The 24,770-nt window shown below is 61.3% G+C and carries 22 protein-coding genes and 1 other RNA gene; 14 read left to right on the top strand and 9 right to left on the bottom strand.

The genetic code is table 11. The features are described from left to right. Positions 1 to 147: 147 nt before the first annotated feature. On the top strand, positions 148 to 303 hold the full coding sequence (locus tag GXB78_RS13360; RefSeq protein WP_007911192.1) for a hypothetical protein: 156 nt from the start codon (positions 148 to 150) through the stop codon (positions 301 to 303). 35 nt (positions 304 to 338) lie between these two features. Here GXB78_RS13360 and GXB78_RS13355 read toward each other — a convergent pair whose 3' ends face one another. The 4 genes from GXB78_RS13355 to GXB78_RS13340 all read right to left on the bottom strand — a co-directional run bounded on the left by GXB78_RS13355 (position 339) and on the right by GXB78_RS13340 (position 1,757). Further along, positions 339 to 944, bottom strand: a complete 606-nt coding sequence (locus GXB78_RS13355; protein ID WP_024014742.1) for a 5-formyltetrahydrofolate cyclo-ligase — start codon at positions 942 to 944, stop codon at positions 339 to 341. A gap of 80 nt (positions 945 to 1,024) precedes the next feature. After that, positions 1,025 to 1,203, bottom strand: a non-coding RNA gene (gene ssrS / locus GXB78_RS13350) — 6S RNA. Positions 1,204 to 1,233: 30 nt separating this feature from the next. Then, positions 1,234 to 1,551 (bottom strand): cell division protein ZapA, encoded by a 318-nt coding sequence (locus tag GXB78_RS13345; RefSeq protein ID WP_042607079.1) that lies wholly within the window; start codon positions 1,549 to 1,551, stop codon positions 1,234 to 1,236. Continuing rightward, positions 1,548 to 1,757 carry a TIGR02449 family protein gene (locus GXB78_RS13340; RefSeq protein ID WP_007911197.1) on the bottom strand — a complete coding sequence of 70 codons (210 nt, stop codon included), beginning with the start codon at positions 1,755 to 1,757 and terminating at the stop codon, positions 1,548 to 1,550. The genes GXB78_RS13345 and GXB78_RS13340 overlap by 4 nt, the downstream gene beginning before the upstream one ends. 125 nt (positions 1,758 to 1,882) lie before the next feature. Between GXB78_RS13340 and GXB78_RS13335 the strand changes: the two genes are divergently transcribed. From GXB78_RS13335 to gcvP, 9 genes are all read left to right on the top strand, one after another. Further along, the gene (locus GXB78_RS13335) at positions 1,883 to 2,443 is read left to right on the top strand and encodes a YecA/YgfB family protein (RefSeq protein WP_329515710.1); all 561 of its coding nucleotides are present in this window, start codon (positions 1,883 to 1,885) and stop codon (positions 2,441 to 2,443) included. 27 nt (positions 2,444 to 2,470) lie between these two features. Then, a complete protein-coding gene (gene pepP, locus GXB78_RS13330; RefSeq protein ID WP_329515709.1) occupies positions 2,471 to 3,805 on the top strand; it encodes a Xaa-Pro aminopeptidase in 1,335 nt (444 codons plus the stop codon). Continuing rightward, positions 3,802 to 4,989, top strand: a complete 1,188-nt coding sequence (gene ubiH, locus GXB78_RS13325) for a 2-octaprenyl-6-methoxyphenyl hydroxylase (RefSeq protein WP_329515708.1) — start codon at positions 3,802 to 3,804, stop codon at positions 4,987 to 4,989. Before pepP ends, ubiH begins: the two co-directional genes overlap by 4 nt. Positions 4,990 to 5,098: 109 nt before the next feature. Beyond that, positions 5,099 to 6,316 carry a 2-octaprenyl-3-methyl-6-methoxy-1,4-benzoquinol hydroxylase gene (locus GXB78_RS13320; RefSeq protein ID WP_329515747.1) on the top strand — a complete coding sequence of 406 codons (1,218 nt, stop codon included), beginning with the start codon at positions 5,099 to 5,101 and terminating at the stop codon, positions 6,314 to 6,316. A 221-nt stretch (positions 6,317 to 6,537) separates the two neighbouring features. Then, a complete protein-coding gene (locus tag GXB78_RS13315; protein ID WP_329515707.1) occupies positions 6,538 to 7,542 on the top strand; it encodes an extracellular solute-binding protein in 1,005 nt (334 codons plus the stop codon). Between the two features lie 244 nt (positions 7,543 to 7,786). Beyond that, a complete protein-coding gene (locus tag GXB78_RS13310; RefSeq protein WP_329515706.1) occupies positions 7,787 to 9,403 on the top strand; it encodes an ABC transporter permease in 1,617 nt (538 codons plus the stop codon). 155 nt (positions 9,404 to 9,558) lie between these two features. Continuing rightward, entirely contained in the window at positions 9,559 to 10,641 is a 1,083-nt protein-coding gene (gene gcvT, locus GXB78_RS13305) for a glycine cleavage system aminomethyltransferase GcvT (protein WP_329515705.1), read from the top strand. Between the two features lie 49 nt (positions 10,642 to 10,690). Beyond that, on the top strand, positions 10,691 to 11,074 hold the full coding sequence (gene gcvH, locus GXB78_RS13300; RefSeq protein ID WP_329515704.1) for a glycine cleavage system protein GcvH: 384 nt from the start codon (positions 10,691 to 10,693) through the stop codon (positions 11,072 to 11,074). A gap of 236 nt (positions 11,075 to 11,310) precedes the next feature. Continuing rightward, positions 11,311 to 14,184: an aminomethyl-transferring glycine dehydrogenase gene (gene gcvP / locus GXB78_RS13295; protein ID WP_329515703.1), complete on the top strand. Its 2,874-nt coding sequence runs from the start codon at positions 11,311 to 11,313 to the stop codon at positions 14,182 to 14,184. Between the two features lie 139 nt (positions 14,185 to 14,323). On the opposite strand, the gene GXB78_RS13290 is transcribed toward gcvP, so the two are convergent. From GXB78_RS13290 to GXB78_RS13280, 3 genes are all read right to left on the bottom strand, one after another. Then, entirely contained in the window at positions 14,324 to 14,644 is a 321-nt protein-coding gene (locus GXB78_RS13290) for a DUF2388 domain-containing protein (RefSeq protein WP_172667868.1), read from the bottom strand. A 64-nt stretch (positions 14,645 to 14,708) separates the two neighbouring features. Next, positions 14,709 to 16,493 carry a GspE/PulE family protein gene (locus GXB78_RS13285; RefSeq protein WP_329515702.1) on the bottom strand — a complete coding sequence of 595 codons (1,785 nt, stop codon included), beginning with the start codon at positions 16,491 to 16,493 and terminating at the stop codon, positions 14,709 to 14,711. Positions 16,494 to 16,585: 92 nt separating this feature from the next. Then, positions 16,586 to 16,924: a hypothetical protein gene (locus GXB78_RS13280; protein ID WP_329515701.1), complete on the bottom strand. Its 339-nt coding sequence runs from the start codon at positions 16,922 to 16,924 to the stop codon at positions 16,586 to 16,588. 126 nt (positions 16,925 to 17,050) lie between these two features. Here GXB78_RS13280 and GXB78_RS13275 point away from each other — a divergent pair, with 126 nt between their 5' ends. Continuing rightward, positions 17,051 to 17,515: an Lrp/AsnC family transcriptional regulator gene (locus tag GXB78_RS13275; protein WP_024014730.1), complete on the top strand. Its 465-nt coding sequence runs from the start codon at positions 17,051 to 17,053 to the stop codon at positions 17,513 to 17,515. 89 nt (positions 17,516 to 17,604) lie between these two features. On the opposite strand, the gene GXB78_RS13270 is transcribed toward GXB78_RS13275, so the two are convergent. Beyond that, positions 17,605 to 18,975, bottom strand: coding sequence for a CYTH domain-containing protein (locus GXB78_RS13270; protein ID WP_329515700.1), 1,371 nt, complete (start codon positions 18,973 to 18,975; stop codon positions 17,605 to 17,607). A 156-nt stretch (positions 18,976 to 19,131) separates the two neighbouring features. Here GXB78_RS13270 and argE point away from each other — a divergent pair, with 156 nt between their 5' ends. Both argE and argA read left to right on the top strand, forming a co-directional pair. Then, positions 19,132 to 20,286 carry an acetylornithine deacetylase gene (argE, locus tag GXB78_RS13265; protein ID WP_329515699.1) on the top strand — a complete coding sequence of 385 codons (1,155 nt, stop codon included), beginning with the start codon at positions 19,132 to 19,134 and terminating at the stop codon, positions 20,284 to 20,286. Positions 20,287 to 20,548: 262 nt separating this feature from the next. Continuing rightward, positions 20,549 to 21,850: an amino-acid N-acetyltransferase gene (argA, locus tag GXB78_RS13260; RefSeq protein WP_016772647.1), complete on the top strand. Its 1,302-nt coding sequence runs from the start codon at positions 20,549 to 20,551 to the stop codon at positions 21,848 to 21,850. An 84-nt stretch (positions 21,851 to 21,934) separates the two neighbouring features. On the opposite strand, the gene tauA is transcribed toward argA, so the two are convergent. Next, positions 21,935 to 22,924: a taurine ABC transporter substrate-binding protein gene (gene tauA / locus GXB78_RS13255; protein WP_329515746.1), complete on the bottom strand. Its 990-nt coding sequence runs from the start codon at positions 22,922 to 22,924 to the stop codon at positions 21,935 to 21,937. Positions 22,925 to 23,288: 364 nt separating this feature from the next. On the opposite strand from tauA, the gene GXB78_RS13250 reads away from it, so the two are divergent. Further along, the gene (locus GXB78_RS13250; RefSeq protein WP_329515698.1) at positions 23,289 to 24,662 is read left to right on the top strand and encodes an OprD family porin; all 1,374 of its coding nucleotides are present in this window, start codon (positions 23,289 to 23,291) and stop codon (positions 24,660 to 24,662) included. Positions 24,663 to 24,770: the final 108 nt, after the last annotated feature.

Here is a 24,770-nt window from a genome sequence, read left to right as displayed (position 1 = left end):
ACAAACCGACAGTCGGTTGACGTCAGCGTTTGCGCACAGGTTCACGTTGCCGCAAAATGCCGGCCTTTAAAGCTTGACGCTGCTGCACGGCCTACGAACGGAAACCGCTGCTGTCATCGTGATGATGTGCCTTGAGGGGGGCAATCGATGAAACGCAAACCGGATTTGCTATGGACTTTGGTAATTTTGTTTGGCCTGGGCGTGGTAACCACCGGTTACGCGCAGAGCCTGTGGGCCAACAAGGCCGACGCGCCGATTGAAGTGGCGCAACAGGTGCAACAGTCGACCGCTTTCAAACGCTGAACCTGTCTCATCGACGCCGCTTTTCTGTGCGGCGTCTACTCTGCGAAATACCACGCCTTGTCAGTAACCGTGCCTTGTAACGGGACATCCCAGCTCGCCTGCGCCAAACGTTCGACCTTCTGACATTCATGGGCCAGGCCCAGCAGCGTCGGCTTGCGCCAGTTCTTGCGTCGGGCCAGATAGGCGAGGCTGCGATCATAAAATCCGCCGCCCATGCCCAGTCGCCCGCCAACATCGTCAAACCCCACCAGCGGCAACAGCACCAGATCCAGCGCCCAGACCTTGCGTTGTCGAGCCAGATTGGCCCGAGGCTCAAGGATGCGGAAACGATTGGGAGTGAGCTTTTCGCCGGGACGAATACGCTGGAAGACCATCTTCGTTCGCGGCCAGGCGCTGAGTACCGGCAGATAAGTCGCCTTGCCACGACGCTGGGCTTCGCGCAGCAGCAGGCGCGGATCGATTTCACCGTCGGTGGGCAAATACAGAGAGATATGTTTTGCCCGGCGAAAGTGCGGGTCCTGAGCCAATTGCCGGAACAGGCCTTTGGCAGCCTGGCGTTGTTCGCCTGGCGTCAGTGCGCGGCGCGCCTTGCGCAGCAGGCGGCGGAGTTGCGGGCGGGGCAGCAGCGCGGGTTCGGTCATGGTTCGGCTTCGGCAGGTGGATGCAAAAACGTACGCATAAAAAATCCGATGTCGGCATGTACCGACATCGGATTCGAATCAGGCTCCCCGGATGAACCGCTGTCAACTCAGCCCTTGAACCCGAAAGTTCAAGGTGGAAGAAGCAGTAGACTTTAAGGCTTTCCGTCTAGCGGACATGCACACCAGCCCAACGTGCAACTTCCAGGGTAGTGCGAATCGGCTCCGGGACATCGTCAACTGGCAAGCACCCCAGGGAGTGGGGCGAGTATACCTCAAGCTGCCAGTCGAATCAGCCCTTGGCGGTACTCTGATCGTCGGCGAGGACCAGATCGACACGATCGAGCAAGTCGCGCACCTGTTCGCGGGTCGAACCGCTGGCCTGGATGTCCGGGCGCTCTTCTTTGTGCAACAGGTCGTGGGTGATGTTCAGCGCGGCCATTACGGCAATGCGGTCGGCGCCGATGACTTTGCCGCTGCTGCGGATCTCGCGCATCTTGCCATCCAGGTAGCGGGCGGCACTGACCAGATTGCTGCGTTCCTCTGGCGGGCAGATGATCGAATACTCTTTGTCGAGGATCTGCACGGTAACGCTATTGCTTGAACTCATGAGTCTTGCTCCAGGGCCTTGAGGCGCGAAATCATCGATTCGACCTTACGCCGGGCGATTTCGTTTTTTTCAATGAGGTGAGCGCGTTCCTCGCGCCAGGTTTTTTCCTGAGCTAGTAAGAGTGCGTTTTGACTCTTAAGTTGCTCGACTCGGCCAATCAGCAGTTCGAGTCTGGCCATCAGCGCTTGCAGGTCGGTGTCTTCCATTGGGTCCACGTGTTCGTCTGATGGGTGGTGACTGGCGGACAGCCTTTAATGGTCTTGGCGGGGCTGTCGATGTAGGATACAAGGCCTTCATTCTAGACATAGCGCCGTCTGGCGCCTAGCTGCCCATGACCATTGCGAATTCCCCGTACCAAGCCTTTGCCACCCTGCTGACTGCCAGCGGCCACAACGTCTCGCCTGCCGAACTGCACGGCGTGCTGCTCGGGCGCAGTTGCGCCGGTGCCGGTTTCGATCACGAAGGCTGGCTGATCGACGCCGCCGAACTGCTCGAAGGCGATATCCAGGACAACGTCCGCAACGCCCTGATCGGCCTCCAGGAGATGGTCAAGGGCGAGCTGACCGGCGACGACGTCACCGTCGTTCTGCTGCTGCCGACCGACGATGCGCCGCTGGCCGACCGCGCCGCTGCTCTGGGCGAATGGTGCCAGGGCTTCCTCAGCGGTTTCGGCCTGAACTGCCGTGACAGCAGCACGCTCAGCACTGAAGCCACCGAAGTGCTGCAGGATCTGGCCGCCATTTCTCAGGTGCAAGATGCCCTTGAAGAGTCCGATGACGGCGAAAACGACTACATGGAAGTCATGGAATACCTGCGCGTCGCGCCGCTGCTGCTGTTCTCGGAAACCAAAAAAGCCGATGTGCCGCCAGCCGCCAAGCCGTCGCTGCATTAATCGCGTGCCAGGGAAAGCCATCTGCCCATGACCCATATCCCCAAAGCGGAATACAGCCGTCGCCGCAAGGCCCTGATGGCGCAGATGGAACCCAACAGCATCGCGATCCTGCCCGCCGCCGCGGTCGCAATCCGCAACCGCGACGTCGAGCACGTCTACCGTCAGGACAGCGACTTCCAGTACCTCAGCGGTTTTCCCGAGCCGCAAGCCGTCATCGTCCTGATGCCCGGGCGCGAGCATGGCGAGTACATCCTGTTCTGCCGTGAACGCAACGCCGAACGCGAGTTGTGGGATGGCTTGCGCGCCGGGCAGGAAGGCGCGATCCGCGAGTACGGCGCCGACGACGCCTTTCCGATTACCGACATCGACGACATCCTCCCCGGCCTGATCGAAGGCCGCGACCGGGTCTATTCGGCGATGGGCAGCAACCCGGAATTCGATCGGCACCTGATGGACTGGATCAACGTGATCCGCTCCAAGGCGCACCTCGGCGCGCAGCCGCCGAATGAATTCGTTGCCCTGGATCATCTGCTGCACGACATGCGCCTGTATAAATCGGCGGCAGAAGTGAAGGTGATGCGCGAAGCCGCGCGGATTTCAGCCCAGGCGCATATCCGCGCGATGCAGGCCAGTCGGCCCGGGCTCTACGAGTACAGCCTCGAAGCCGAACTCGATTACGAGTTCCGCAAGGGCGGGGCGAAGATGCCAGCCTACGGCTCGATCGTCGCCGCCGGGCGCAACAGCTGCATCCTGCATTACCAGCAGAATGACGCGTTGCTCAAGGATGGCGATCTGGTGTTGATCGACGCCGGCTGCGAGATCGACTGCTACGCCAGCGATATCACCCGCACCTGGCCGGTCAACGGCAAGTTTTCGCCCGAGCAGAAAGCGATCTACGAATTGGTACTGGCCTCGCAAGAAGCCGCGTTCGCCGAAATCGCCCCGAACAAGCACTGGAACCAGGCGCATGAAGCCACAGTGCGAGTGATCACCACAGGGCTGGTGAAACTCGGCTTGTTGCAAGGCGAGGTCGATGAATTGATCGCCAGCGAAGCCTACAAGGCTTTTTACATGCACCGCGCCGGCCATTGGCTGGGCATGGATGTGCATGACGTCGGCGAGTACAAGGTCGGCGGCGAATGGCGCGTGCTGGAGGTCGGCATGGCGCTGACCGTGGAACCGGGCATCTACATCGCCCCGGACAACCAGAACGTAGCGAAGAAATGGCGCGGCATTGGCGTGCGCATCGAGGATGACGTGGTCGTGACCCGATCCGGTTGTGAAATTCTCACCGCAGGCGTGCCGAAAACCGTCGCCGAGATCGAAGCGCTGATGGCACAGGCAAGGACACACGCAGCATGAGTCGAGTCAATCTGGCAATCATCGGTGGCGGTCTGGTCGGCGCCAGTCTGGCGTTGGCATTGCAGGCCGGAGCCAAGGCGCAAGGCTGGAAAATCGTCCTGATCGAACCGTTCGCTCCCGGCGACAGCTGGCAGCCAAGCTACGACGCTCGCTCTTCGGCACTGTCGTTCGGCTCGCGGCAGATTTACCAGCGCCTGGGCGTCTGGCAGGAAATTTCCCGCCGCGCCGAGCCGATCAAACAGATTCACGTCTCCGACCGCGGCCGTTTCTCCACCGCACGTTTGTCGGCGATGGAAGAGGGCGTACCCGCGCTCGGTTACGTGGTGGAAAACGCCTGGCTCGGCCAGTGCTTGTGGCAGCACCTCGACAAAGACGTGATCACTTGGCGCTGCCCGGCGGAAGTCACGCGCATGGAGCCGTTGGCCGATGGCTATCGCCTGACCCTCAACGATGAAACCACGCTGGAATGCGACCTGGCGGTGCTCGCCGATGGCGGTCGCTCCGGGTTGCGCGAACAGTTGGGCATCAACGTGCGCACGCGCCCCTACAACCAAAGCGCGCTGATCGCCAATATCACTCCGAGCGAAGCGCACAACGGCATGGCCTTCGAGCGCTTTACCGACGAAGGCCCAATGGCCCTGCTGCCGCTGCCGGACAACCGCTGTGCGTTGGTCTGGACCCGACTGGGCATGGACGCGCAGCGTCTGACCGAGTTGAGCGAGCGTGATTTTCTCAGCGAATTGCAAAGCGTGTTCGGTTACCGCCTCGGCACTTTGAAACAGGTCGGCGCACGGCATCTGTATCCGCTGTCACTGATCGAGGCTGAAGAACAGGTGCGCTCGCATCTGGCCGTGCTCGGTAACGCCGCGCACAGCCTGCATCCGATTGCCGGGCAGGGCTTCAACCTGTCGCTGCGTGACGCCGACGCCTTGGCGGCAGCGCTGCTGGCCAGTGATAAGCCGCTGGGCGACTTCGCCACGTTGCAGGCCTATCGCGAGCGGCAGCGCCTCGATCAGGACCTGACCGTGGGCTTCTCCGATCAGGTTACCCGCCTGTTCGGCAGCACCCAGCCGCTGGTGTCGCTGGGGCGCAACCTCGGCCTGCTCGGCCTCGACCTGCTGCCGCCGGCCAAACGCTGGTTCGCCCGTCAGGCGATGGGCTTGGGGACGCGTCCGGATGCTTGAGTGGCTGGCCGGCACTTTCATTTTCAGGATCGCGCCGCTAACTGGCGCGCTCGGTAAAACCCTTTACGTGCGGCGCAAGCCGCAAGCGAGACAGGCCTAAAGCATGGAAATGCGCGCAGATCTGCTGATAGTCGGAGCTGGAATGGTCGGCAGCGCCCTGGCGCTGGCGCTACAGGACAGCGGCCTGGAAGTGCTGCTGCTCGACGGCAGCCCGATGAGCGTGAAACCGTTCGATGCCGAAGCGGCGTTTGAACCGCGGGTCAGTGCGTTGTCGGCGGCAAGTCAGCGCATCCTCGAACGCCTCGGCGTCTGGGACGGCATCGCGCAACGGCGCAGCAGCCCGTACACCGACATGCATGTCTGGGACGGCAGCGGCACCGGGCAGATTCATTTCTCGGCAAGCAGCGTGCATGCCGATGTGCTCGGCCATATCGTCGAAAACCGCGTGGTCCAGGATGCGCTGCTCGAGCGCTTGCATGACTGCGACTTGGGCATGTTGGCCAATGCGCGGCTGGAGCAGATGCGTCGCTCCGGCGATGACTGGCTGCTGACCCTGGCCGATGGCCGCATCTTGCGCGCGCCACTGGTGATCGCGGCCGATGGCGCTAATTCTGCTGTGCGCCGTCTCACCGGCGTGGCGACTCGCGAGTGGGATTATCTGCATCACGCCATCGTCACCAGCGTGCGTTGCAGCCAGCCGCATCGCAAAACCGCCTGGCAGCGTTTTACCGATCACGGGCCGTTGGCGTTTCTGCCGCTGGAGCGTGATGATCAGCAGGATTGGTGCTCGATCGTCTGGTCGACCACACCGGGTGAAGCCGAGCGCTTGATGGCGCTGGACGACGTCGCGTTTTGCGCTGAACTGGAGCGGGCCTTTGAAGGACGCCTCGGTGAAGTCATCAGTGCCGATCCGCGGCTGTGCGTGCCGCTGCGTCAGCGTCACGCCAAACGCTATGTCGCTGAAGGCCTGGCCCTGATCGGCGATGCGGCGCACACCATTCATCCGTTGGCGGGGCAGGGTGTGAACCTTGGTTTCCTCGATGCTGCCGTGCTGGCGCAAGTGCTGCTGCAAGCGCATGAGCGCGGTGAGCGGCTGGCGGACGTGAAAGTGCTGAGCCGCTACGAGCGTCGGCGCATGCCGCATAACCTGGCGCTGATGGCGGCGATGGAAGGCTTTGAGCGCTTGTTCCAGGCCGATCCGCTGCCGCTGCGCTGGCTGCGCAATACCGGGTTGAAGCTGGTCGAGCAGATGCCCGAGGCGAAGGCCTTGTTTGTGCGCGAGGCGCTGGGGTTGACCGGGGATCTTCCAACTCTGGCAAAGCCCTGACCGCCTCATTGAGGCTGATGGCCTCTTCGCGAGCAGGCTCGCTCCCACAGTTGAGATGCATTCCAATGTGGGAGCGAGCCTGCTCGCGATGGCGCCAGTCCAGTCACAGCACATTTCAACCTGTGCAACATCTGGTAACGCCTTCCCCGAGTGTTCGATTGTGGTGGTAAATGTGAGTCCTTATCATTTGGCCCACATTTCCCGACCGAGAGACCACTCCCATGTTGGCACCCAAGCGTCTTCTGACCGCACTGGCCTTGACCCTGATCGGCAGCAGCACTGCCCAGGCTGCCGATGAGGTGGTGGTTTATTCGTCGCGCATCGATGAGCTGATCAAACCGGTATTCGATGCCTACACCGCCAAGACCGGCGTGAAGATCAAATTCATCACCGACAAGGAAGCGCCGCTGATGCAGCGCATCAAGGCCGAAGGCGAGAACGCCACCGCCGACCTGCTGCTCACCGTCGATGCCGGCAACCTCTGGCAGGCCGAGCAGATGGGCATCCTCCAGCCGTTCACTTCGAAAACCATCGACGCCAACATCCCCCTGCAATATCGCTCGTCCACTCACGCCTGGACCGGCCTGAGCCTGCGCGCGCGGACCATCGCCTATTCCACTGAGCGGGTGAAGCCGGGCGAGCTCACCACTTACGAAGCACTGGCCGACAAGAACTGGGAAGGCCGTTTGTGCCTGCGCACGGCGAAGAAGGTCTACAACCAGTCACTGACCGCGACCATGATCGAAGTCCACGGCGCCGAGAAGACCGAGAAGATCCTCAAAGGCTGGGTCAACAACCTGTCCACCGACGTGTTCTCCGATGACGTTGCAGTGCTGGAGGCGATCAACGCCGGGCAGTGCGACGTCGGCATCGTCAATACCTATTACTACGGTCGCCTGCACAAGCAGAAGCCTGAATTGCCGGTGAAGCTGTTCTGGCCGAATCAGGCTGATCGCGGCGTGCATGTGAATCTGTCGGGCATCGGCCTGACCAAACATGCGCCGCATCCGGAAGCAGCCAAGGCCTTGGTTGAATGGATGACCACCCCTGAGGCGCAGAAGATTTTTGCCGACGTGAACCAGGAATTCCCGGCCAACCCGGCGGTGGCGCCATCGGAAGAAGTGGCGGCGTGGGGTAAGTTCGTGGCCGATACCCTGCCGGTGGAAGTGGCGGGCAAGCGTCAGGCTGAGGCGATCCGGATGATGGATCGGGCGGGTTGGAACTAGGGCTTTTCGTATAACTGTTCATCCTTCAAGATCGCTCCCTCACCCCAGCCCTCTCCCGGAGGGAGAGGGAGCCGATTTGTGTTGGATTCGAACCTGAGTTCGGCTCGGTACCTCAGATCGGCATAATACGTAAAAGCGACGCGGTCAGTTCCCTCTCCCTCCGGGAGAGGGCTAGGGTGAGGGCAGCAATCCCAACCTGAAATACGCAATCCAAGAACACGCCAATCCCTCCAGAGACCCAAAAGTGGCCCACCCCGCCCAACGCCGCTGGTACCCCATCGTCTTCGCCATCGCTGCGCTGGTGCTGTTGCCGCTGAGCGTGCTGCTGCTGTCGTGGCAGACCATCGATCAGCAGATCTGGTCGCACCTGTGGGAAACCCAGATGCCGCGGCTGCTCGGCAATACCCTGACGCTGATCCTCGGCGTCGGTGTCGGCGTGACCCTGCTGGGTGTCAGCCTTGCCTGGCTGACCAGCCTTTGCGAATTTCCCGGTCGGCGCTGGCTCGACTGGGCGCTGATGCTGCCCTTCGCCATCCCTGCCTATGTGCTGGCGTTCGTCTTCGTCGGCCTGCTCGATTTCGCCGGCCCCGTGCAGAGCCTGTTGCGCGAATGGTTCGGCACCGGCCTGCGCCTGCCGCGGGTGCGGTCTACCGGCGGGGTGATCGTGGTGCTGGTGCTGGTGTTTTATCCCTACGTTTATCTGCTGGCGCGCACCGCGTTCCTGGCCCAGGGCAAAGGCCTGATGGAAGCGGCGCGGGTGCTCGGGCAATCGCCGTGGCAGGCGTTCTGGCGGGTCGCGTTGCCGATGGCGCGTCCGGCGATTGGCGCAGGTGTGGCGCTGGCGCTGATGGAGACCCTGGCGGATTTCGGCGCGGTGTCGGTGTTCAATTTCGACACGTTCACCACCGCCATCTACAAAACCTGGTACGGCTTCTTCAGCCTGCCCAGCGCCGCGCAACTGGCGAGTCTGTTGCTGCTGGTGGTGATGCTGGTGCTGTACGGCGAGCGCCGTGCGCGCGGGGCGAACCGGGCCAGCAATGAGCGGCCACGGGTGAAGGCGCTGTATCACCTGCGCGGGATCAAGGCATTCGCGGCGACGGGCTGGTGTGGATTGGTGTTCGCCTGCGCCTTCGTCATTCCGCTGCTGCAACTGATCGTGTGGTTCTGGCAGCGCGGGCGCTTCGATCTGGATGAGCGCTACGCCGGGCTGATCCTGCACACGCTGTACCTCGGCGCGATGGCGGCGCTGATCACCGTCAGCGTTGCGTTGTTGCTGGCATTCGCCCGGCGCCTTGCGCCGACACCTGCAATCAACTCCGGCGTCGGCCTGGCCAATCTCGGCTACGCCTTGCCCGGTTCGGTGCTGGCGGTGTCGATCATGCTTGCTTTCAGTTATCTGGATCGTGAACTGGTGATTCCGCTCTCCGCGTTGCTCGGCGGTGCCGGCAAACCACTGTTGCTCGGCAGCCTCGCCGCGTTACTCATGGCCTATCTGGTGCGCTTTATCGCCGTCGCTTACGGGCCGCTGGAAAGCAGTCTGGCGCGTATACGGCCATCTTTGCCCGAAGCGGCACGTAGCCTGGGTGTCAGTGGGCCGCGACTGTTTTTCAAAGTGTATCTGCCGCTGTTGCTGCCCGGCACCCTGAGCGCCGCGTTGCTGGTATTTGTCGATGTGCTCAAGGAAATGCCCGCGACCCTGCTGATGCGCCCGTTTGGCTGGGACACGCTGGCGGTGCGGATCTTTGAAATGACCAGTGAAGGCGAGTGGGCGCGTGCCTCATTGCCGGCATTGACGCTTGTGCTGGTCGGCCTGTTGCCGGTGATCGGATTGATTCGACGCTCAGCGCACCGAAACACTTAGTAGTGAGTCCTACATCATGCGGCTACAATGCGCGGCATTCGGTGCGGTTCGTCTGACAGACCCGTGCGCTGGAATCGGCTGCAAGCCTTATTTATCAAGGCTTTCAGCTGTATAGCGGCGGTCCGCACCCTCGCCACGCCCGGAAGGAGAAACCCATGGGACAGCGTACGCCTCTGTATGACCTGCACCTCGCGCTCGGCGCGAAGATGGTCGATTTTGGCGGTTGGGACATGCCACTGCATTACGGCTCGCAGGTCGAGGAGCACCACGAAGTGCGCCGCGATTGCGGGGTGTTCGATGTTTCCCACATGACCGTGATCGATGTCACCGGCGCCCAGGCCAAGGCCTGGCTCCAGCATCTGCTGGCCAACGACGTCGAACGTCTGCACAGCCCCGGCCGGGCGTTGTACAGCACCATGCTCAACGAGCGTGGCGGCATCGTCGACGACATGATCGTCTACCGCCTCGACGACGCCTACCGGCTGGTGTTCAACGCCTCGACCCGCGATCAGGATCTGGCCTGGATGAACGCCCAGCGCGGTGCTTACGACGTGCAACTGCACGAGCGCTCCGAGCTGGCGATGCTCGCCATTCAGGGCCCGCAGGCCCGGCACAAGATCGCCGAACTGGTGACTCAGTCCCGGGCCACACTGATCCAGCAACTCAAACCTTTCGAAGGCGCCATCGACGGTGACTGGTTCATCGCCCGCACCGGTTACACCGGCGAGGATGGTCTGGAAATCTGCCTGCCGGCGAATCAGGCGCCGGGCTTCTTCAACGACCTGGTCGGCGCCGGCATTTCGCCGATCGGCCTCGGCGCCCGCGACACCTTGCGTGTCGAGGCCGGGATGAACCTTTACGGTCAGGACATCCATCAGGACGTTTCACCGCTAGCCTCGAACATGGCCTGGAGCATCGCCTGGGAGCCGGCCTCGCGCCAGTTCATCGGTCGCGCGGCGCTGGAGGCGGAAAAAGCCGCTGGCGTGGCGCACAAACTGGTCGGTCTGGTGCTGGAAGAGCGCGGCGTTTTGCGCGCTCACCAAGTGGTTCGCATCGCCGATGTTGGCGAAGGGGAGATCACCAGTGGTAGTTTCTCTCCTACGCTGAGCAAATCGATTGCCCTGGCGCGTGTGCCGATGGCAACTGCCGACCGCGCCGAAGTGGAAATCCGTGGCAAGTGGTACCCGGTACGAGTGGTCAAACCGACCTTCGTACGCCATGGCAAGACTTTGATCTAACCTTTTTCTGGCGGGCACAACCGCTGACCAATTCCTGAGGAAACCGAAGATGAGCGATATCCCTGCCGAACTGCGTTTTGCCGAAAGTCATGAATGGGCACGTTTGGAAGCCGACGGCACTGTCACCGTGGGCATCAGCGATCACGCGCAGGAAGCGCTGGGCGACGTGGTGTTCGTCGAATTGACCGAAGTCGGCAAGGTATTCGCCGCCGGTGACCAATCCGGCGTGGTCGAGTCGGTGAAAGCCGCCTCCGACATCTACGCCCCGGTCAGCGGCGAAGTGATCGCAGTCAACGAAGAGCTGAGCGGCTCGCCCGAGCTGCTGAACTCCGACCCGTACGGCGCGTGGATCTTCAAGCTCAAGCCAAGCGACAAGGCCGAGCTGGACAAGCTGCTCGATGCTGGTGCGTACAAGGCTGCCATCGGTGAGTAACTTGCCGGCATGACCCAAAGCCCCGATTCGTCGGGGCTTTTTTATGGGCGCCGAATATCCCTTTGTGGGAGCGAGCCTGCTCGCGAAAGCGCCGTATCAGTCAATGCCAAGGTTTCTGAAACACCGCTTTCGCGAGCAGGCTCGCTCCCACAGGGGCGGCGTGATCTTGAAAATTCGCCTGCTATGCTGGTTTGACCGTGTCGATTGACGCCAAGCCCCAGCCAGGAGAGCCCGTCATGCCCCAGTCGCCGTCCCTGAGCCAGTTACGCGATCCCGAAGCCTTTCTGCGCCGTCACCTCGGCCCGGATGCTGCCGAGCAGCAGGCGATGCTCGACAGCCTGGGCCTGGGCAGTCGCGCCGAGTTGATCGAGCAGACCGTGCCGCCGGGGATTCGCTTCAATCGCGCGCTGGATCTGCCACCAGCCCTCGACGAACAGGCTGCGCTGGCGAAACTGCGCGGTTATGCCGAACAGAACCAGCTGTTCACCAGCCTGATCGGCATGGGCTACCACGGCACCGTCACGCCCACCGTGATTCTGCGCAATGTGCTGGAAAATCCCGGCTGGTACACCGCGTACACTCCATACCAACCAGAGATCGCCCAAGGCCGGCTCGAGGCGCTGCTGAATTTTCAGCAGCTGACCATCGACCTCACCGGACTGGAACTGGCCAATGCCTCGCTGCTCGATGAGGCCACCGCAGCGGCCGAAGCCATGGCCCTGGCCAAGCGCGTGGCGAAGTCGAAGAGCAATGTGTTTTTTGTCGATGAAAACTGCCATCCGCAAACCCTGTCCGTGGTGCAGACCCGCGCCGAAGGTTTCGGCTTCGAGCTCATCGTCGACGCGGTGGATAACCTCGCGCAGCACGAGGTGTTCGGCGCGCTGCTGCAATATCCCGATACCCACGGCGAAATCCGCGATCTGAAACCGCTGATCGATCAGTTGCACGCGCAACAGGCTCTGGCCTGCGTCGCCACCGACTTGCTCAGCCTGCTGGTGCTGACGCCGCCGGGTGAGCTGGGTGCCGATGTGGTGTTCGGTTCGTCCCAGCGTTTTGGTGTGCCGATGGGGTACGGCGGACCGCACGCGGCGTTCTTCGCCAGCCGCGAAGAGTTCAAGAGGGCGATTCCGGGACGGATCATCGGCGTGTCAAAAGATGCTCGCGGCAACGTCGCGCTGCGCATGGCCCTGCAGACTCGCGAGCAACATATCCGCCGCGAGAAGGCCAACTCGAACATCTGCACAGCGCAGGTGCTGCTGGCCAATATTGCCAGTTGCTATGCGGTGTATCACGGCCCCGAGGGTTTGAAGCGTATCGCCCAGCGCGTGCATCGCCTGACCTGCATCCTCGCCGCAGGCCTTGAGCGCAACGGCATCAAACGGCTCAACGCACAGTTCTTCGACACCCTGACCCTGGAGGTCGGCGGCGCACAAACCGCAATCATCGAAAGCGCTCAGGCGGCGCAGATCAACCTGCGCATTCTCGGTCGCGGCCGCGTTGGTCTGAGTCTGGACGAGACCTGTGATGAACATACGGTGGCGAAACTGTTCGATGTGCTGCTCGGCGCCGATCACGGCTTGAGCGTCGACGCGCTGGATGGCGAAGACATGACTTCTGCAATCCCCGAGCATCTTCAGCGCAGCACGCCTTATCTGCGCCATCCGGTGTTCAATGCGCACCACAGCGAAACCGAGATGCTGCGTTATCTCAAGCAATTGGAAAACAAGGATCTCGCGCTTAACCAGTCGATGATTCCGCTGGGCTCGTGCACGATGAAGCTCAACGCCACCAGCGAAATGATCCCGATCACCTGGCCGCAGTTCGCCAATCTGCATCCGTTCGTGCCAAGGGAGCAGGCCGTCGGTTACACGCTGATGATCGACGAACTCGAGCGTTGGCTCTGCGCGATCACTGGTTTCGATGCGATTTGCATGCAGCCCAACTCCGGCGCGCAGGGCGAGTACGCCGGGCTTCTGGCGATTCGCAAATATCACGAGAGCCGACGCGAGGGCGCGCGGGATATCTGCCTGATTCCGTCGTCGGCCCATGGCACCAACCCGGCATCGGCGCAGATGGCCGGAATGCGCGTGGTCATTGTCGAGTGCGATGAGGCCGGCAATGTCGATCTGGATGATTTGCAGCTGAAAGCCGCCGAGGCCGGGAACAAGTTGTCGTGCCTGATGGCGACCTATCCATCGACCCACGGCGTGTATGAAGAGGGCATCAGCGAAATCTGCGCAGTGATTCACCAGCATGGCGGCCAGGTGTACATGGATGGCGCCAACCTCAATGCCCAGGTTGGTCTCGCCCGGCCGGCGGACATCGGCGCCGACGTGTCACACATGAACCTGCACAAGACGTTCTGCATTCCCCATGGCGGCGGTGGGCCGGGCATGGGCCCGATCGGAGTTCGCGCGCATCTGGCGCCGTTTGTGGCCAACCACCCGGTGGTGCCGATTGACGGGCCGCTGGCGCAGAACGGTGCAGTCAGCGCAGCGCCGTGGGGCAGCGCGAGCATTTTGCCGATCAGCTGGATGTACATCGCCATGATGGGCCCGCAACTGGCGGACGCCAGCGAGGTGGCGATTCTGGCGGCGAATTATCTGGCGCAGCATTTGTCCGGCGCGTTCCCGGTGCTCTATACCGGGCGCAATGGTCGGGTGGCACATGAATGCATCCTCGATTTGCGCCCACTGAAGGCGCAGACCGGCATCAGTGAGGAAGACGTAGCCAAACGTCTGATGGATTACGGTTTCCACGCGCCGACCATGTCTTTCCCCGTGCCGGGCACGTTGATGGTCGAGCCGACCGAGAGCGAATCGAAGGCGGAACTGGATCGATTTATCGGCGCAATGTTGAGCATTCGTGCCGAGATCAATGAAGTGCAGAAGGGCAACTGGCCGGGCGAAGACAACCCGCTCAAACGCGCGCCGCATACCCTGGCCGATGTCACTGGAATCTGGGAACGGCCCTACAGTATCGAACAGGCCATCACCCCGGATGCGCACACTCGGGCGCACAAGTACTGGCCGGCAGTGAATCGGGTGGATAACGTCTACGGCGATCGCAACCTGTATTGCGCCTGTGTGCCGGTGGATGATTACCGCTGAAGATCAAAAGATCGCAGCCTTCGGCAGCTCCTACAGTAGGAATGCATTCCAAAGGTAGGAGCTGCCGAAGGCTGCGATCTTTTGATTCTGGCGCAAAAAAATACCGCTCTTTTGAGCGGTATTTTTCATGGGGTGAGGCTTACTCGGACGCCACGGCGTTCTTCGCCAGAATCGCGTTCGCCAGTTCCATGTCCGAAGCCTGCAGGCCCGGGTTGTCGGCGCGGACTTTTTGCATCGCTGCTTCCAGGTACGGGCCACGGATGCCGCCGTCGCTGGCGACGAAGCTGCCGGCGTCGTCCTGGGCGGCGACGATCAGCTTGTGGTCCTTGAAGGTCAGGTAGGTCGAACCGGTGGTGGCACCGGAGGAGATGACGTTACGCCAAAAGCTGTCCGCCATGGCCGAACCAACGGGAAGCGACAGCAGGGCCAAGGTGGCGACAGCAAGTTTGAGACGCATGATGAGGTGACTCCTGGGATTGACTACGGCGTTGGATAGCCGATCCCCAATCCAGTTCCGTGCCGACTTATTTCAACTCACTTTGCGGTGTGACCCGCAACACTTCCTCCACCGTGGTCAGCCCCGCCGCGACTTTCTGCGCGCCGGACAGGCGCAGGCTGCGCATGCCTTCCTTGAAGGCCTGGCGGCGGATCGCGGTGAGGTCGGTATCCGGGGTGATCAGCGCTTTCAGGCTGTCGCTCAGTTGCATGATTTCGTAGACCCCGGCGCGGCCGCGATAGCCGGTGTCGCGACATTCCAGGCAACCGATCGCCCGCTGCGCATGGCTCGGCAGCGGCGCCTGCCAGGGCCGGGTCAGGGTTTGCCAGTCTTCATCCTCGAGCGTCAGCGGTGCCTTGCAATGCGGGCACAATGTGCGCACCAGACGCTGGGCCATGACCCCCAGCACAGTCGCCTTGATCAGGTAATGCGGCACGCCGAGTTCGAGCAAACGGCTGATGGCGCTCGGCGCATCGTTGGTGTGCAGCGTCGACAGGACCAGGTGCCCGGTGAGCGCGGCCTGAATCGCCATTTCCGCAGTTTCCAGATCGCGGATCTCGCCGATCATGATGATGTCCGGGTCCTGTCGCATCAGCGCGCGCACCCCGGCGGCGAAGGTCAGTTCGATGTTGTGCTGCACCTGCATCTGGTTGAAGGCCGGCTCGATCATTTCGATCGGGTCTTCGATGGTGCAGAGGTTGACCTCCGGCGTCGCCAGTTTTTTCAGCGTGGTGTAGAGGGTGGTGGTCTTGCCCGAACCCGTCGGCCCGGTGACCAGAATGATGCCGTTGGGCTGACGAGTCATGTCCTGCCAGCGGCGCAGGTCGTCGGCGCTGAAACCCAACTGGTCGAAATTCTTCAGCAGGACTTCCGGATCGAAAATCCGCATGACCATTTTTTCGCCGAACGCCGTCGGCAGGGTCGACAGACGCAACTCCACTTCGCCGCCGTCCGGGGTCTTGGTCTTGACCCGGCCGTCCTGGGGTTTGCGCTTTTCCGCGACGTTCATGCGACCGAGGCTTTTCAGGCGACTGACGATCGCCATGGTTACCTGCGGCGGGAATTGATAGACGTTGTGCAGCACGCCGTCGATGCGAAAACGCACGGTGCCGTGCTCGCGGCGCGGTTCGATGTGGATATCACTGGCGCGCTGCTGGAAGGCGTACTGGAACAGCCAGTCGACGATGTTGACGATGTGCGCGTCGTTGGCGTCCGGCTCCTGGTCGCTGGCGCCGAGGTTGAGCAGCTGTTCGAAGTTGCCGAGGTTGCCGCCCTGGGCGTCGGCGTTGCTGGCGCCGCTGACCGACTTGGCCAGACGAAAGAATTCGACGCTGAAGCGCTGGATATCCACCGGGTTGGCCACGACCCGTTTGATCGGCAGCTTCAATACGTGGGTCAGGTCGGCTTCCCAGCCGTTGACGTAAGGCTGGGCGCTGGCCACGGTCACCGCATCGCGATCCACGGCGACGGCAAGAATCTTGTGCCGTTGGGCGAAGGCATACGACATCAGTGGCGTGATCGCTGCGACGTTGATCTTCAGCGGATCGATGCGCAAATACGGCTGGCCGGCCTGTTGCGCCAGCCACAGGGTCAGGCTTTCCAGATCCAGATGTTTGCCCGGACGGCTGAGGTCGTCGAGTTGCTGGCTGGCGATGAACTCCAGCGGATGCATCTGCCCGTGAGCAGCATGGCGCCGGCGGGCATTGAGCGCCTGTTCCGCGGCGTCCTGGCAGATGAAGCCCTGGGCGACCAGTTCACGCAGTACATCGTTGAGGTCCAGCCAGCGGTCCTGGGTGACAAATTGAACGGACATGCGGCTTTCCTTTTTGAACGACATGCACAAAAGGATAGTCGTGGCCCTGCTGACCGTTGGGCCACTACCCGACGAAGCCGTTGCCGGATTTGTCAGCCGGCGGCTTGCACGGTTGCCTGCCACGCCGCGTCGGCGTTGTGCAGATCCACCGAGCAGACGCTGATCAGGTTGCGCAGTTTTTCCGCGATCACCTGCGCGCGATGCCAGCTCAGGCCGCTCATCAGCAGATCGATCGACAGCAGGTCGTCCTGCCGCTGGACGTTGACCTGCTCCGGCGTCAGGAACTGCAAGGCGAACAGATTCAATACCCGCACCAGCAGATCCGGCTCGGCCTCGGCGAGGATCTGGTATTGCGCCAGGCAGTGCGCGTTACTGATGTTCCAGACATCGGCGCGAGTGGCGGGGCTGTTCACGGCTTCAAGGTGTGGCATGGCGAGTCTCCAGAATCACTGGAGAAATTTTTACATTCGGTGCGGGGTATTTCTTGGCTATGATCGGCGTTTAAAGCGAATTATCGAAAGACATGATTCGCCAAAGCTGATATTTGAGGATTTTTTATGCACAGCGAGCTGGACGCCTACGACCGCAAGATCCTCGCCTTGCTGCAGGAAGACGCTTCGCTGTCGAGCGCGCAGATCGCCGAACAGGTGGGCCTGTCGCAATCGCCGTGCTGGCGGCGGATTCAGCGGATGAAAGAGGAGGGCATCATTCGCGGTCAGGTGACCTTGCTGGATCGCAAGAAGATCGGCCTGAACACGCAGATCTTCGCCGAGATCAAACTCAACGCCCACGGCCGGTCGAACTTCACCGAATTCACCGAGGCGATTCGCGGCTTTCCGGAAGTGCTGGAGTGTTATGTGCTGATGGGCGCGGTGGACTTCATGTTGCGCATCGTTGCGGCGGACATCGAGGCGTACGAGCGGTTCTTCTTCGAGAAGCTGTCGCTGGTGCCGGGGATACAGGAAGTGAATTCGATCGTGGCGCTGTCGGAGATCAAGTCCACCACCAGCCTGCCGGTCTGAGGTAAGGCAGCTGGCCTCTTCGCGAGCAGGCTCGCTCCCACTGGGGATTGCATTCCAATGTGGGAGCGAGCCTGCTCGCGAAAGCGGTATTACATGCGCAGGAGGATCTTCCAGGCGCGATTCTGGTACACCGCAATCGCCTGATGCTTGCGCGCATCGAGCAGTTCGTCGGTGATGGTCGGCTCGTTGGCCAGTTGCGCCAGTTTGTTCAGCTCGCCGTAGAGGCGATCCATTTCCGGAATGTCCAGCACGTTGCGCGCGTGGTGCAACCAGACCTGAATGCGCTCGATACGCGGCAGTTGTTCAGCAAGATCTTCCGGCTGCTGCTGATAGCGTTGCAACTGCAGAGCGGTGGCTTCTTCGCCCAACAGACGCGGCAGCCAGCTGTGCAGTTGCGCATCACCCTGACGATTGCCGCGAGTGTTGCGGTCGGCGGTCCAGGTGCGCGCCAGCAACCAGCGCGAAGCGTTCAGCGAGAACTGGCCCCAGCGCGGGTCTTCCAGCTCTTCGAGGAACTGCTCGGGCGCGGCTTTGCGCACGTCCTCGTCTTCGATGCCGACCTGCACCAGCGGACGCCAGTCTTCCAGCAAGGCATCGAGGGCCACGCGCAAATCGTGAGTCGACTGACGCGGCGCGGCCTGGCCGAGACTGCTGAGCAGGGCGCGCATTTCCGCGAGGTTCTCGACCCAGTCCTGCAACAGACGCCAGTGGCCGTTGAAGCGATATTGCTCGGCCAGACGCTGGCTGCTGCCGAGCAAATGCCAGCTCAGCGCGGCAAAGGCGTCGTCGAGACGGGTTTCGGTGGTCAGCTGCGGCGCTGGCAGGCTCAGCGAGTAGCTGTTGGCGTCGTGCAGACGATAACCGCGCTCGGCCTTGCTGATATCGCATGGCATCAGCGCCAGGGTTTCGGCCAGTTCGGCAGCCAGTTCCAGCAGCGCGGCAGGTTCGCCTTCGCGCAGTTCCAGTTCCAGCTCGCAGATTTCTTCCTTCTGCTTGCCGACCACCACGTGGCCGAGGTCCAGCGCCGCTTCGATGACCACTTTGGTCTTGCCCCGGCCCCAGGCGAGTTCAGCGCGCTCGCGGACGAAATCAGTGGTAAAGATCGGCTTGAGGGTTTTCTTGTCCAGCTCGGCCAGCGCCTCGGGCCAGCATTCGCCGTCGAGTTTCTTCACGTCGAGTTTGGCTTTCGGCAGTTTCCAGTCGTACTCGTTACGCTCGGACAGACCGGCGACGCTGTGGCCACGGGTCTTGAGGGTCTGAATCACTTCGTCACCGTCCTTGCGCAGGCGCAGGGCGACTTTGGCCTGGGCCAGATCGCGCTCGGGGGTGTCGAAATACTGGTTCATCAACTCACGGCGTTCCCAGCCACTTTTGTTGCGTTTCTTCAGCAGCGGGTGCTCGCGCAGGGCAGCGAGGGTTTCGCGGCTGACGCGGAGTTTGATTTCGGTTTCTTTTTGCATGGCCGGAACATCCAGAATCGGGAGCGCAGCCGGGGGAATGTGTGGCTGCCAAGGCCGTGCAGTGTACAGGAGTCAAACTTCCTACGCCCTGCGGCGGTTTATTCCCCGCGCCGGATGGTTCTATAGTGGGCCTCAATCCGGGAGTTGGAGTCAGTGATGCCATTGCCGTCCATGCAAGATCAATTCGCCGCGCTGATTGCTGCGCCGTCGGTCAGCTGTACCCAGCCGAGCCTCGATCAATCCAACCGCGCCGTCATCGATCTGCTGGCGGGTTGGCTCGGTGACCTGGGTTTCAGCTGCGATATCCAGCAGGTCAGCCCCGGCAAATTCAATTTGCTCGCCAGCTTCGGCAGCGGCCCCGGTGGCCTGGTGCTGGCCGGGCACAGCGACACGGTTCCCTACGACGATGCGCTCTGGCAAACCGACCCGCTGAAACTCACCGAAGTCGATGGCCGCTGGATCGGGCTGGGCAGTTGCGACATGAAAGGTTTCTTCGCGCTGATCATAGAAGCCGTACGGCCGCTGCTCGATCAGCCGTTCAGGCAACCGCTGCTGATTCTCGCCACCTGCGACGAAGAAAGCTCAATGTCCGGCGCCCGCGCGCTGGCCGAGGCTGGGCAACCGCTGGGCCGCGCGGCGGTGATCGGCGAACCGACCGGGCTCAAGCCGATCCGCATGCACAAGGGCATCATGATGGAGCGCATCGACATCCTCGGGCAGAGCGGCCACTCGTCCGATCCGCGTCTGGGCCACAGCGCCCTTGAGGCGATGCACGATGCCATCGGCGAACTGCGCGGCCTGCGCCTGTTGTGGCAGCGCGAATTCAGCAATGCGCAATTCAGCGTGCCGCAACCGACGATGAACTTTGGCTGCATTCATGGCGGCGACAACCCCAATCGCATCTGCGGCCAGTGTTCGCTGGAGTTCGACCTGCGGCCGCTGCCGGGCATGGACCCGAGCGTGCTGCGTGCGGAAATCCTGCGCAAGCTCAACCCGGTGGCCGAGCGGCACAAGGTGAAGATCGACTACAAGCCACTGTTTCCGGAAGTGCCGCCCTTCGAGCAGGGCGCAGATGCGGAGTTGGTGCGCATCGCCGAAAAGCTCACCGGCCATCGTGCCGAAGCAGTAGCGTTTGGCACCGAAGCGCCTTATCTTCAGCGCCTCGGCTGCGAAACCATTGTGCTTGGCCCCGGCGACATCGCCTGCGCGCATCAACCGGGCGAGTACCTTGAAATGTCACGTTTGCAGCCTACCGTGCATCTGATTCGGCAGTTGATTGAACATTACTGCCTGACGACAGACGAACGATGATGGCCCTGTGTGGGAGCGAGCCTGCTCGCGAAAGCGTTTCGTCAGTCGCCGTTGATCAACCTGATCCACCGTTTTCGCGAGCAGGCTCGCTCCCACAGGGTTAAATGTCTTGCATCAACCCGGTAAATTGCCTGTACCCCAACCCGTATTCATGAGGAGAGCGCGCGTGTCGCCAAGCCTGTTCCGACGATAACCATCAGCCCGCTGTGCGTTTTTCGTTTCGCCCCTTTTTTCGGCTGCTCTTTATTACAGGCCCAGGTTCATGCCCGAATACGTCAATTGGCTTCGCCACGCGTCTCCCTACATCAATGCCCACCGCGATTGCACCTTCGTCGTCATGCTTCCCGGCGACGGCGTCGAGCATCCGAATTTCGGCAATATCGTCCACGACCTGGTCCTGCTGCACAGCCTCGGCGTGCGTCTGGTGCTGGTCCACGGCTCGCGCCCGCAGATCGAAACCCGCCTCGCCGCCCGTGGCCTGACCCCGCATTACCACCACGGCATGCGCATCACCGATGCCGCGACCCTGGAATGTGTGATCGACGCCGTCGGCCAACTGCGTATCGCCATCGAAGCGCGGCTGTCGATGGACATGGCCTCGTCGCCGATGCAGGGCTCGCGCCTGCGCGTGGCCAGCGGCAACCTCGTTACCGCGCGGCCGATCGGTGTGTTGGAAGGTGTCGACTATCACCACACCGGTGAAGTGCGTCGGGTTGATCGCAAGGGCATCAACCGCCTTCTCGACGAGCGCTCGATCGTGCTGCTGTCGCCGCTGGGCTATTCGCCGACCGGCGAGATCTTCAACCTTGCCTGCGAAGACGTCGCGACCCGCGCTGCGATCGATCTGGGCGCGGACAAGCTGCTGTTGTTCGGCGCCGAGCTTGGCCTGATCGACGAGAACGGCAAACTGGTACGTGAACTGCGCCCGCAACAAGTGCCGGCACATTTGCAGCGCCTCGGCATGAGCAACTATCAGGCCGAGTTGCTCGATGCCGCCGCCGAAGCCTGCCGTGGCGGCGTGGCGCGCAGCCACATCGTCAGTTATGCCGAAGACGGTGCCTTGTTGACCGAATTGTTCACCCGTGACGGTGGCGGGACGCTGGTGGCGCAAGAGCAATTCGAACTGGTGCGCGAGGCGGCGATTGAAGACGTCGGTGGCCTGCTCGACCTGATCAGTCCGCTGGAAGAGCAAGGCATTCTGGTGCGCCGCTCGCGGGAAGTGCTGGAGCGCGAGATCGAACAATTCAGCGTGGTCGAGCGTGAAGGGATGATCATCGCCTGTGCGGCGCTGTATCAGATTGCCGATTCCGATGCCGGTGAGCTGGCGTGTCTGGCGGTGAATCCGGAGTATCGCCATGGCGGACGCGGCGACGAATTGCTCGAGCGCATCGAAACCCGGGCGCGGGCGCAGGGTTTGAAAACCCTGTTCGTGCTCACCACTCGCACCGCGCACTGGTTCCGCGAGCGCGGGTTCGAGCCAAGCAGCGTCGAACGCCTGCCAGCGGCGCGGGCGTCGCTGTACAACTATCAGCGCAACTCGAAGATATTCGAAAAGACTCTGTAAAACCGTGTCGCTCCATTCGCGAGCAGGCTCGCTCCCACATTGGAATGCATTTCCCTGTGGGAGCGAGCCTGCTCGCGAAGCTTGTTACTGTGTGATGAATTTGGCGCTGACGTACGGCGAGTAATCCGGCAGCACCGTCTCGACCTTGCCCTGTTCCTTCAGGAATTTCGCCGTTTCAGCAATTGCCTTCGCGGTGCCGCCATCCAGCAGCGCAGTGGTTTGCTGCGCCTTCGCGTCAGGGAATGCCGAACCGGCGAGCAGTTCTGGAACATCCGCCGCGTTGGCACCAGTCAGTTTGGCGATTTTCTGCACAGGCACCGAGTCGGTCGTCCAGCTGTCCTTGTGCGCGGCGTAATCAGCAAAGGAGTCCAGGGTGACCTTGGCAAACTTGGCCACCACCTCGGGATGCTTCTCGGCAAAGTCCTTGCGCGCCACCCACACTTCGAAGGTCGGCGCACCCCACTGGCCGACTTGTGCGGCGTCGGTCAGGGTCTTGCCGGTCTTGCGGATCTCACCCAGCGCCGGTGACCAGACAAACGCCCCGTCAATGTCGCCACGCTTCCACGCAGCGGCGATTTCTGCTGGTTGCAGGTTGACCACCTTGACTTGCGAAGTATTCAGGCCCCAGTGCTTCAGTGCGCCGAGCAGACTGTAGTGCGAGGTCGACACGAACGGTGTGGCGATGGTCTTGCCGATCAGATCCTGCGGTTTTTCGATGCCGCTGCCGTTGCGCACCACCAAGGCTTCGGCGGCATTGATCTGTGCCGAAACGATAAACGCGACGATCGGCAGATTACGGGAGGCCGCCGCAGCCAAGGGACTCGAGCCGAGGTTGCCGATCTGCACGTCGCCGGAGGCGATGGCTGTCACTACTTCCGGACCACTGTTGAAGCGGCGCCAGTCGATCTTCTCGCCAATGGTTTTCTCATAGACGCCGTCGGCCTGCGGCACCTTGCTCGGATCGATGCCGGTTTGATAGCCCACAGTCAGACCGGCGGCGTGTGCGGAAAAAGAAAACAGTGCCGACACACAAACTGTAACAAATTGACTTGATAGTGCGCGTTTCGCCATGATGCGTCGCCTTTTCGATGGGTTTTGCCGTGTTGGGAGTACGGCAAAGCTAATCGATCTAAAAAAAGGTCAGCAAATACCATTTAGGAATGAGCTTAGGCGCCGATACGCTGTTTCCCGGCGCGGATGGCCATTAATGGGCCATATACCCGAATGGTATGAAAAAGAATGAATAAATTCTTTTTGGGATTATCAGGAAGTCTTTACGCTGCAGGGACCAAATCACTTGCGATTAGACGATGGTCGTAGACATACAAGGTTACGATTGACTTGGCAGTCACGGTCTGGCGCTAATCGCGAATCTTAGGATTCAGGGCAAATCGACCCCGAACCAGGAACACAAGAATTAGAACGAGAGGAGCGATACATGAACAAGTCCACCTTGGCCCTGGCTGTGGCCGTTGGGGTTATGGCGCAGCAGGCAGGCGCCGCCGGTTTCATCGAAGACAGCAAGGCTACTCTGGGTCTGCGCAACTTCTACATCAACAACGATAACCGTGATAGCGCTGCTGGTACTCCGGCCAACAAGGCCAACGGCGTACAGAGCAAAAACGAAGAATGGGGCCAGGCTTTCGATCTTCGCTTTATCTCCGGTTATACCCAAGGCACTGTCGGGTTCGGTATCGATGCCATCGGTCTGTTGGGCATCAAGCTTGATTCGGGTGGCGGCACCAACGGCGCAACAGCCACCTCGTATGGCGGTACCGTCTTTCCGAGCAAGTCCAACGGCGAAGCAGTTGATAATTTTTCCAGCCTGGGTCTGACTGCCAAAGCCAAGATCTCTCAGACTGAGTTGAAACTGGGAACACTGCAGCCGAAGAACCCGGTCATCGTAACCAACGACGGTCGTCTGGTGCCGCAAACCTGGCAGGGCGGTCAAATCACTTCGGGCGACATCAAAGACCTGACTCTGGTCGGTGGCCAGATTGAGTCCGTCAAAGGCCGAAATTCGAGCAACCAAGAACAACTATCCATCGGCGGTGCCAACAGTCCTACTATTACGGGTCGGGATAGCAACAAGTTCATCTACGCTGGTGGCGATTACAAAATCACCAAAGACCTGACCGCGCAGTATTACTACGGCAACCTGGAAGACTTTTATAAGCAACACTTCTTGGGCCTCGTTCATAATTGGGCAATCGGTCCAGGCGTGCTGAAGTCTGACTTCCGTTACTTCAACAGTTCCGACGATGGCGCAAATGGTCACGACCCTGCGTATTTCAGTTCTGGCGCCTACAGCCACGCGGCAAACGGCAAAGGCAAAGTCGACAACAACCTGTACAGCGGCCTGTTCCTGTACACCGTTGCTGGTCACACTTTTGGTGGCGGTTATCAGGTGAGCAATGGCAGCAGCGACTTCCCGTGGCTGAACCAGGGCGACGGTTCGTCGAACTACACCATAACCGACATGCAGATCCAGAAGTTCAACCGTGCCGGCGAGCGCACCTGGCAAGCGCGCTACTCGTATGACTTCGCCAAGGTTGGCGTACCTGGCCTGACCGCTGGTATGGTTTACCTGCGTGGCGACAACATTGATACCTACAACGCTGGTCGCGTTCAGACCTCCAATGGCGCTTCCGAGTGGGAACGTGATCTGACCGTGGCGTACGTTGTTCCGGAAGGCCCGTTGAAGAACGTCGGCTTCATGTGGAAAAACGCTACGTGGCGCAACGACATCGCCGGTCAACGCGACCAGGACGAAAACCGCCTGATCCTCAGCTACTCGATCCCGCTGCTGTAATCGCGCGCTCAAGTAACTGAAGCAAAAAAAGCCCCGTCCGGCATCGCGCCGGACGGGGCTTTTGCGTTTCGAGTCAGGCTCACCCCCGTAAGCCCTTCTCGATTCCCT

It is taken from the genome of Pseudomonas moraviensis subsp. stanleyae (assembly GCF_036283065.1).
Taxonomy (GTDB): Bacteria; Pseudomonadota; Gammaproteobacteria; order Pseudomonadales; family Pseudomonadaceae; genus Aquipseudomonas; species Aquipseudomonas stanleyae.
Note: the sequence above shows the minus strand (reverse complement) of the source record. Positions and strands in the feature narration are given on the sequence as shown.

Excerpts from the sequence above, each read along its gene's own strand:
- GXB78_RS13360 (WP_007911192.1), top strand. The coding sequence starts at position 148 with ATGAAACGCAAACCGGATTTGCTATGGACTTTGGTAATTTTGTTTGGC.
- GXB78_RS13355 (WP_024014742.1), bottom strand. The coding sequence starts at position 944 with ATGACCGAACCCGCGCTGCTGCCCCGCCCGCAACTCCGCCGCCTGCTG.
- GXB78_RS13345 (WP_042607079.1), bottom strand. The coding sequence starts at position 1,551 with ATGAGTTCAAGCAATAGCGTTACCGTGCAGATCCTCGACAAAGAGTAT.
- GXB78_RS13340 (WP_007911197.1), bottom strand. The coding sequence starts at position 1,757 with ATGGAAGACACCGACCTGCAAGCGCTGATGGCCAGACTCGAACTGCTG.
- GXB78_RS13335 (WP_329515710.1), top strand. The coding sequence starts at position 1,883 with ATGACCATTGCGAATTCCCCGTACCAAGCCTTTGCCACCCTGCTGACT.
- pepP (WP_329515709.1), top strand. The coding sequence starts at position 2,471 with ATGACCCATATCCCCAAAGCGGAATACAGCCGTCGCCGCAAGGCCCTG.
- ubiH (WP_329515708.1), top strand. The coding sequence starts at position 3,802 with ATGAGTCGAGTCAATCTGGCAATCATCGGTGGCGGTCTGGTCGGCGCC.
- GXB78_RS13320 (WP_329515747.1), top strand. The coding sequence starts at position 5,099 with ATGCGCGCAGATCTGCTGATAGTCGGAGCTGGAATGGTCGGCAGCGCC.
- GXB78_RS13315 (WP_329515707.1), top strand. The coding sequence starts at position 6,538 with ATGTTGGCACCCAAGCGTCTTCTGACCGCACTGGCCTTGACCCTGATC.
- gcvT (WP_329515705.1), top strand. The coding sequence starts at position 9,559 with ATGGGACAGCGTACGCCTCTGTATGACCTGCACCTCGCGCTCGGCGCG.
- gcvH (WP_329515704.1), top strand. The coding sequence starts at position 10,691 with ATGAGCGATATCCCTGCCGAACTGCGTTTTGCCGAAAGTCATGAATGG.
- gcvP (WP_329515703.1), top strand. The coding sequence starts at position 11,311 with ATGCCCCAGTCGCCGTCCCTGAGCCAGTTACGCGATCCCGAAGCCTTT.
- GXB78_RS13285 (WP_329515702.1), bottom strand. The coding sequence starts at position 16,493 with ATGTCCGTTCAATTTGTCACCCAGGACCGCTGGCTGGACCTCAACGAT.
- GXB78_RS13280 (WP_329515701.1), bottom strand. The coding sequence starts at position 16,924 with ATGCCACACCTTGAAGCCGTGAACAGCCCCGCCACTCGCGCCGATGTC.
- GXB78_RS13275 (WP_024014730.1), top strand. The coding sequence starts at position 17,051 with ATGCACAGCGAGCTGGACGCCTACGACCGCAAGATCCTCGCCTTGCTG.
- GXB78_RS13270 (WP_329515700.1), bottom strand. The coding sequence starts at position 18,975 with ATGCAAAAAGAAACCGAAATCAAACTCCGCGTCAGCCGCGAAACCCTC.
- argE (WP_329515699.1), top strand. The coding sequence starts at position 19,132 with ATGCCATTGCCGTCCATGCAAGATCAATTCGCCGCGCTGATTGCTGCG.
- argA (WP_016772647.1), top strand. The coding sequence starts at position 20,549 with ATGCCCGAATACGTCAATTGGCTTCGCCACGCGTCTCCCTACATCAAT.
- GXB78_RS13250 (WP_329515698.1), top strand. The coding sequence starts at position 23,289 with ATGAACAAGTCCACCTTGGCCCTGGCTGTGGCCGTTGGGGTTATGGCG.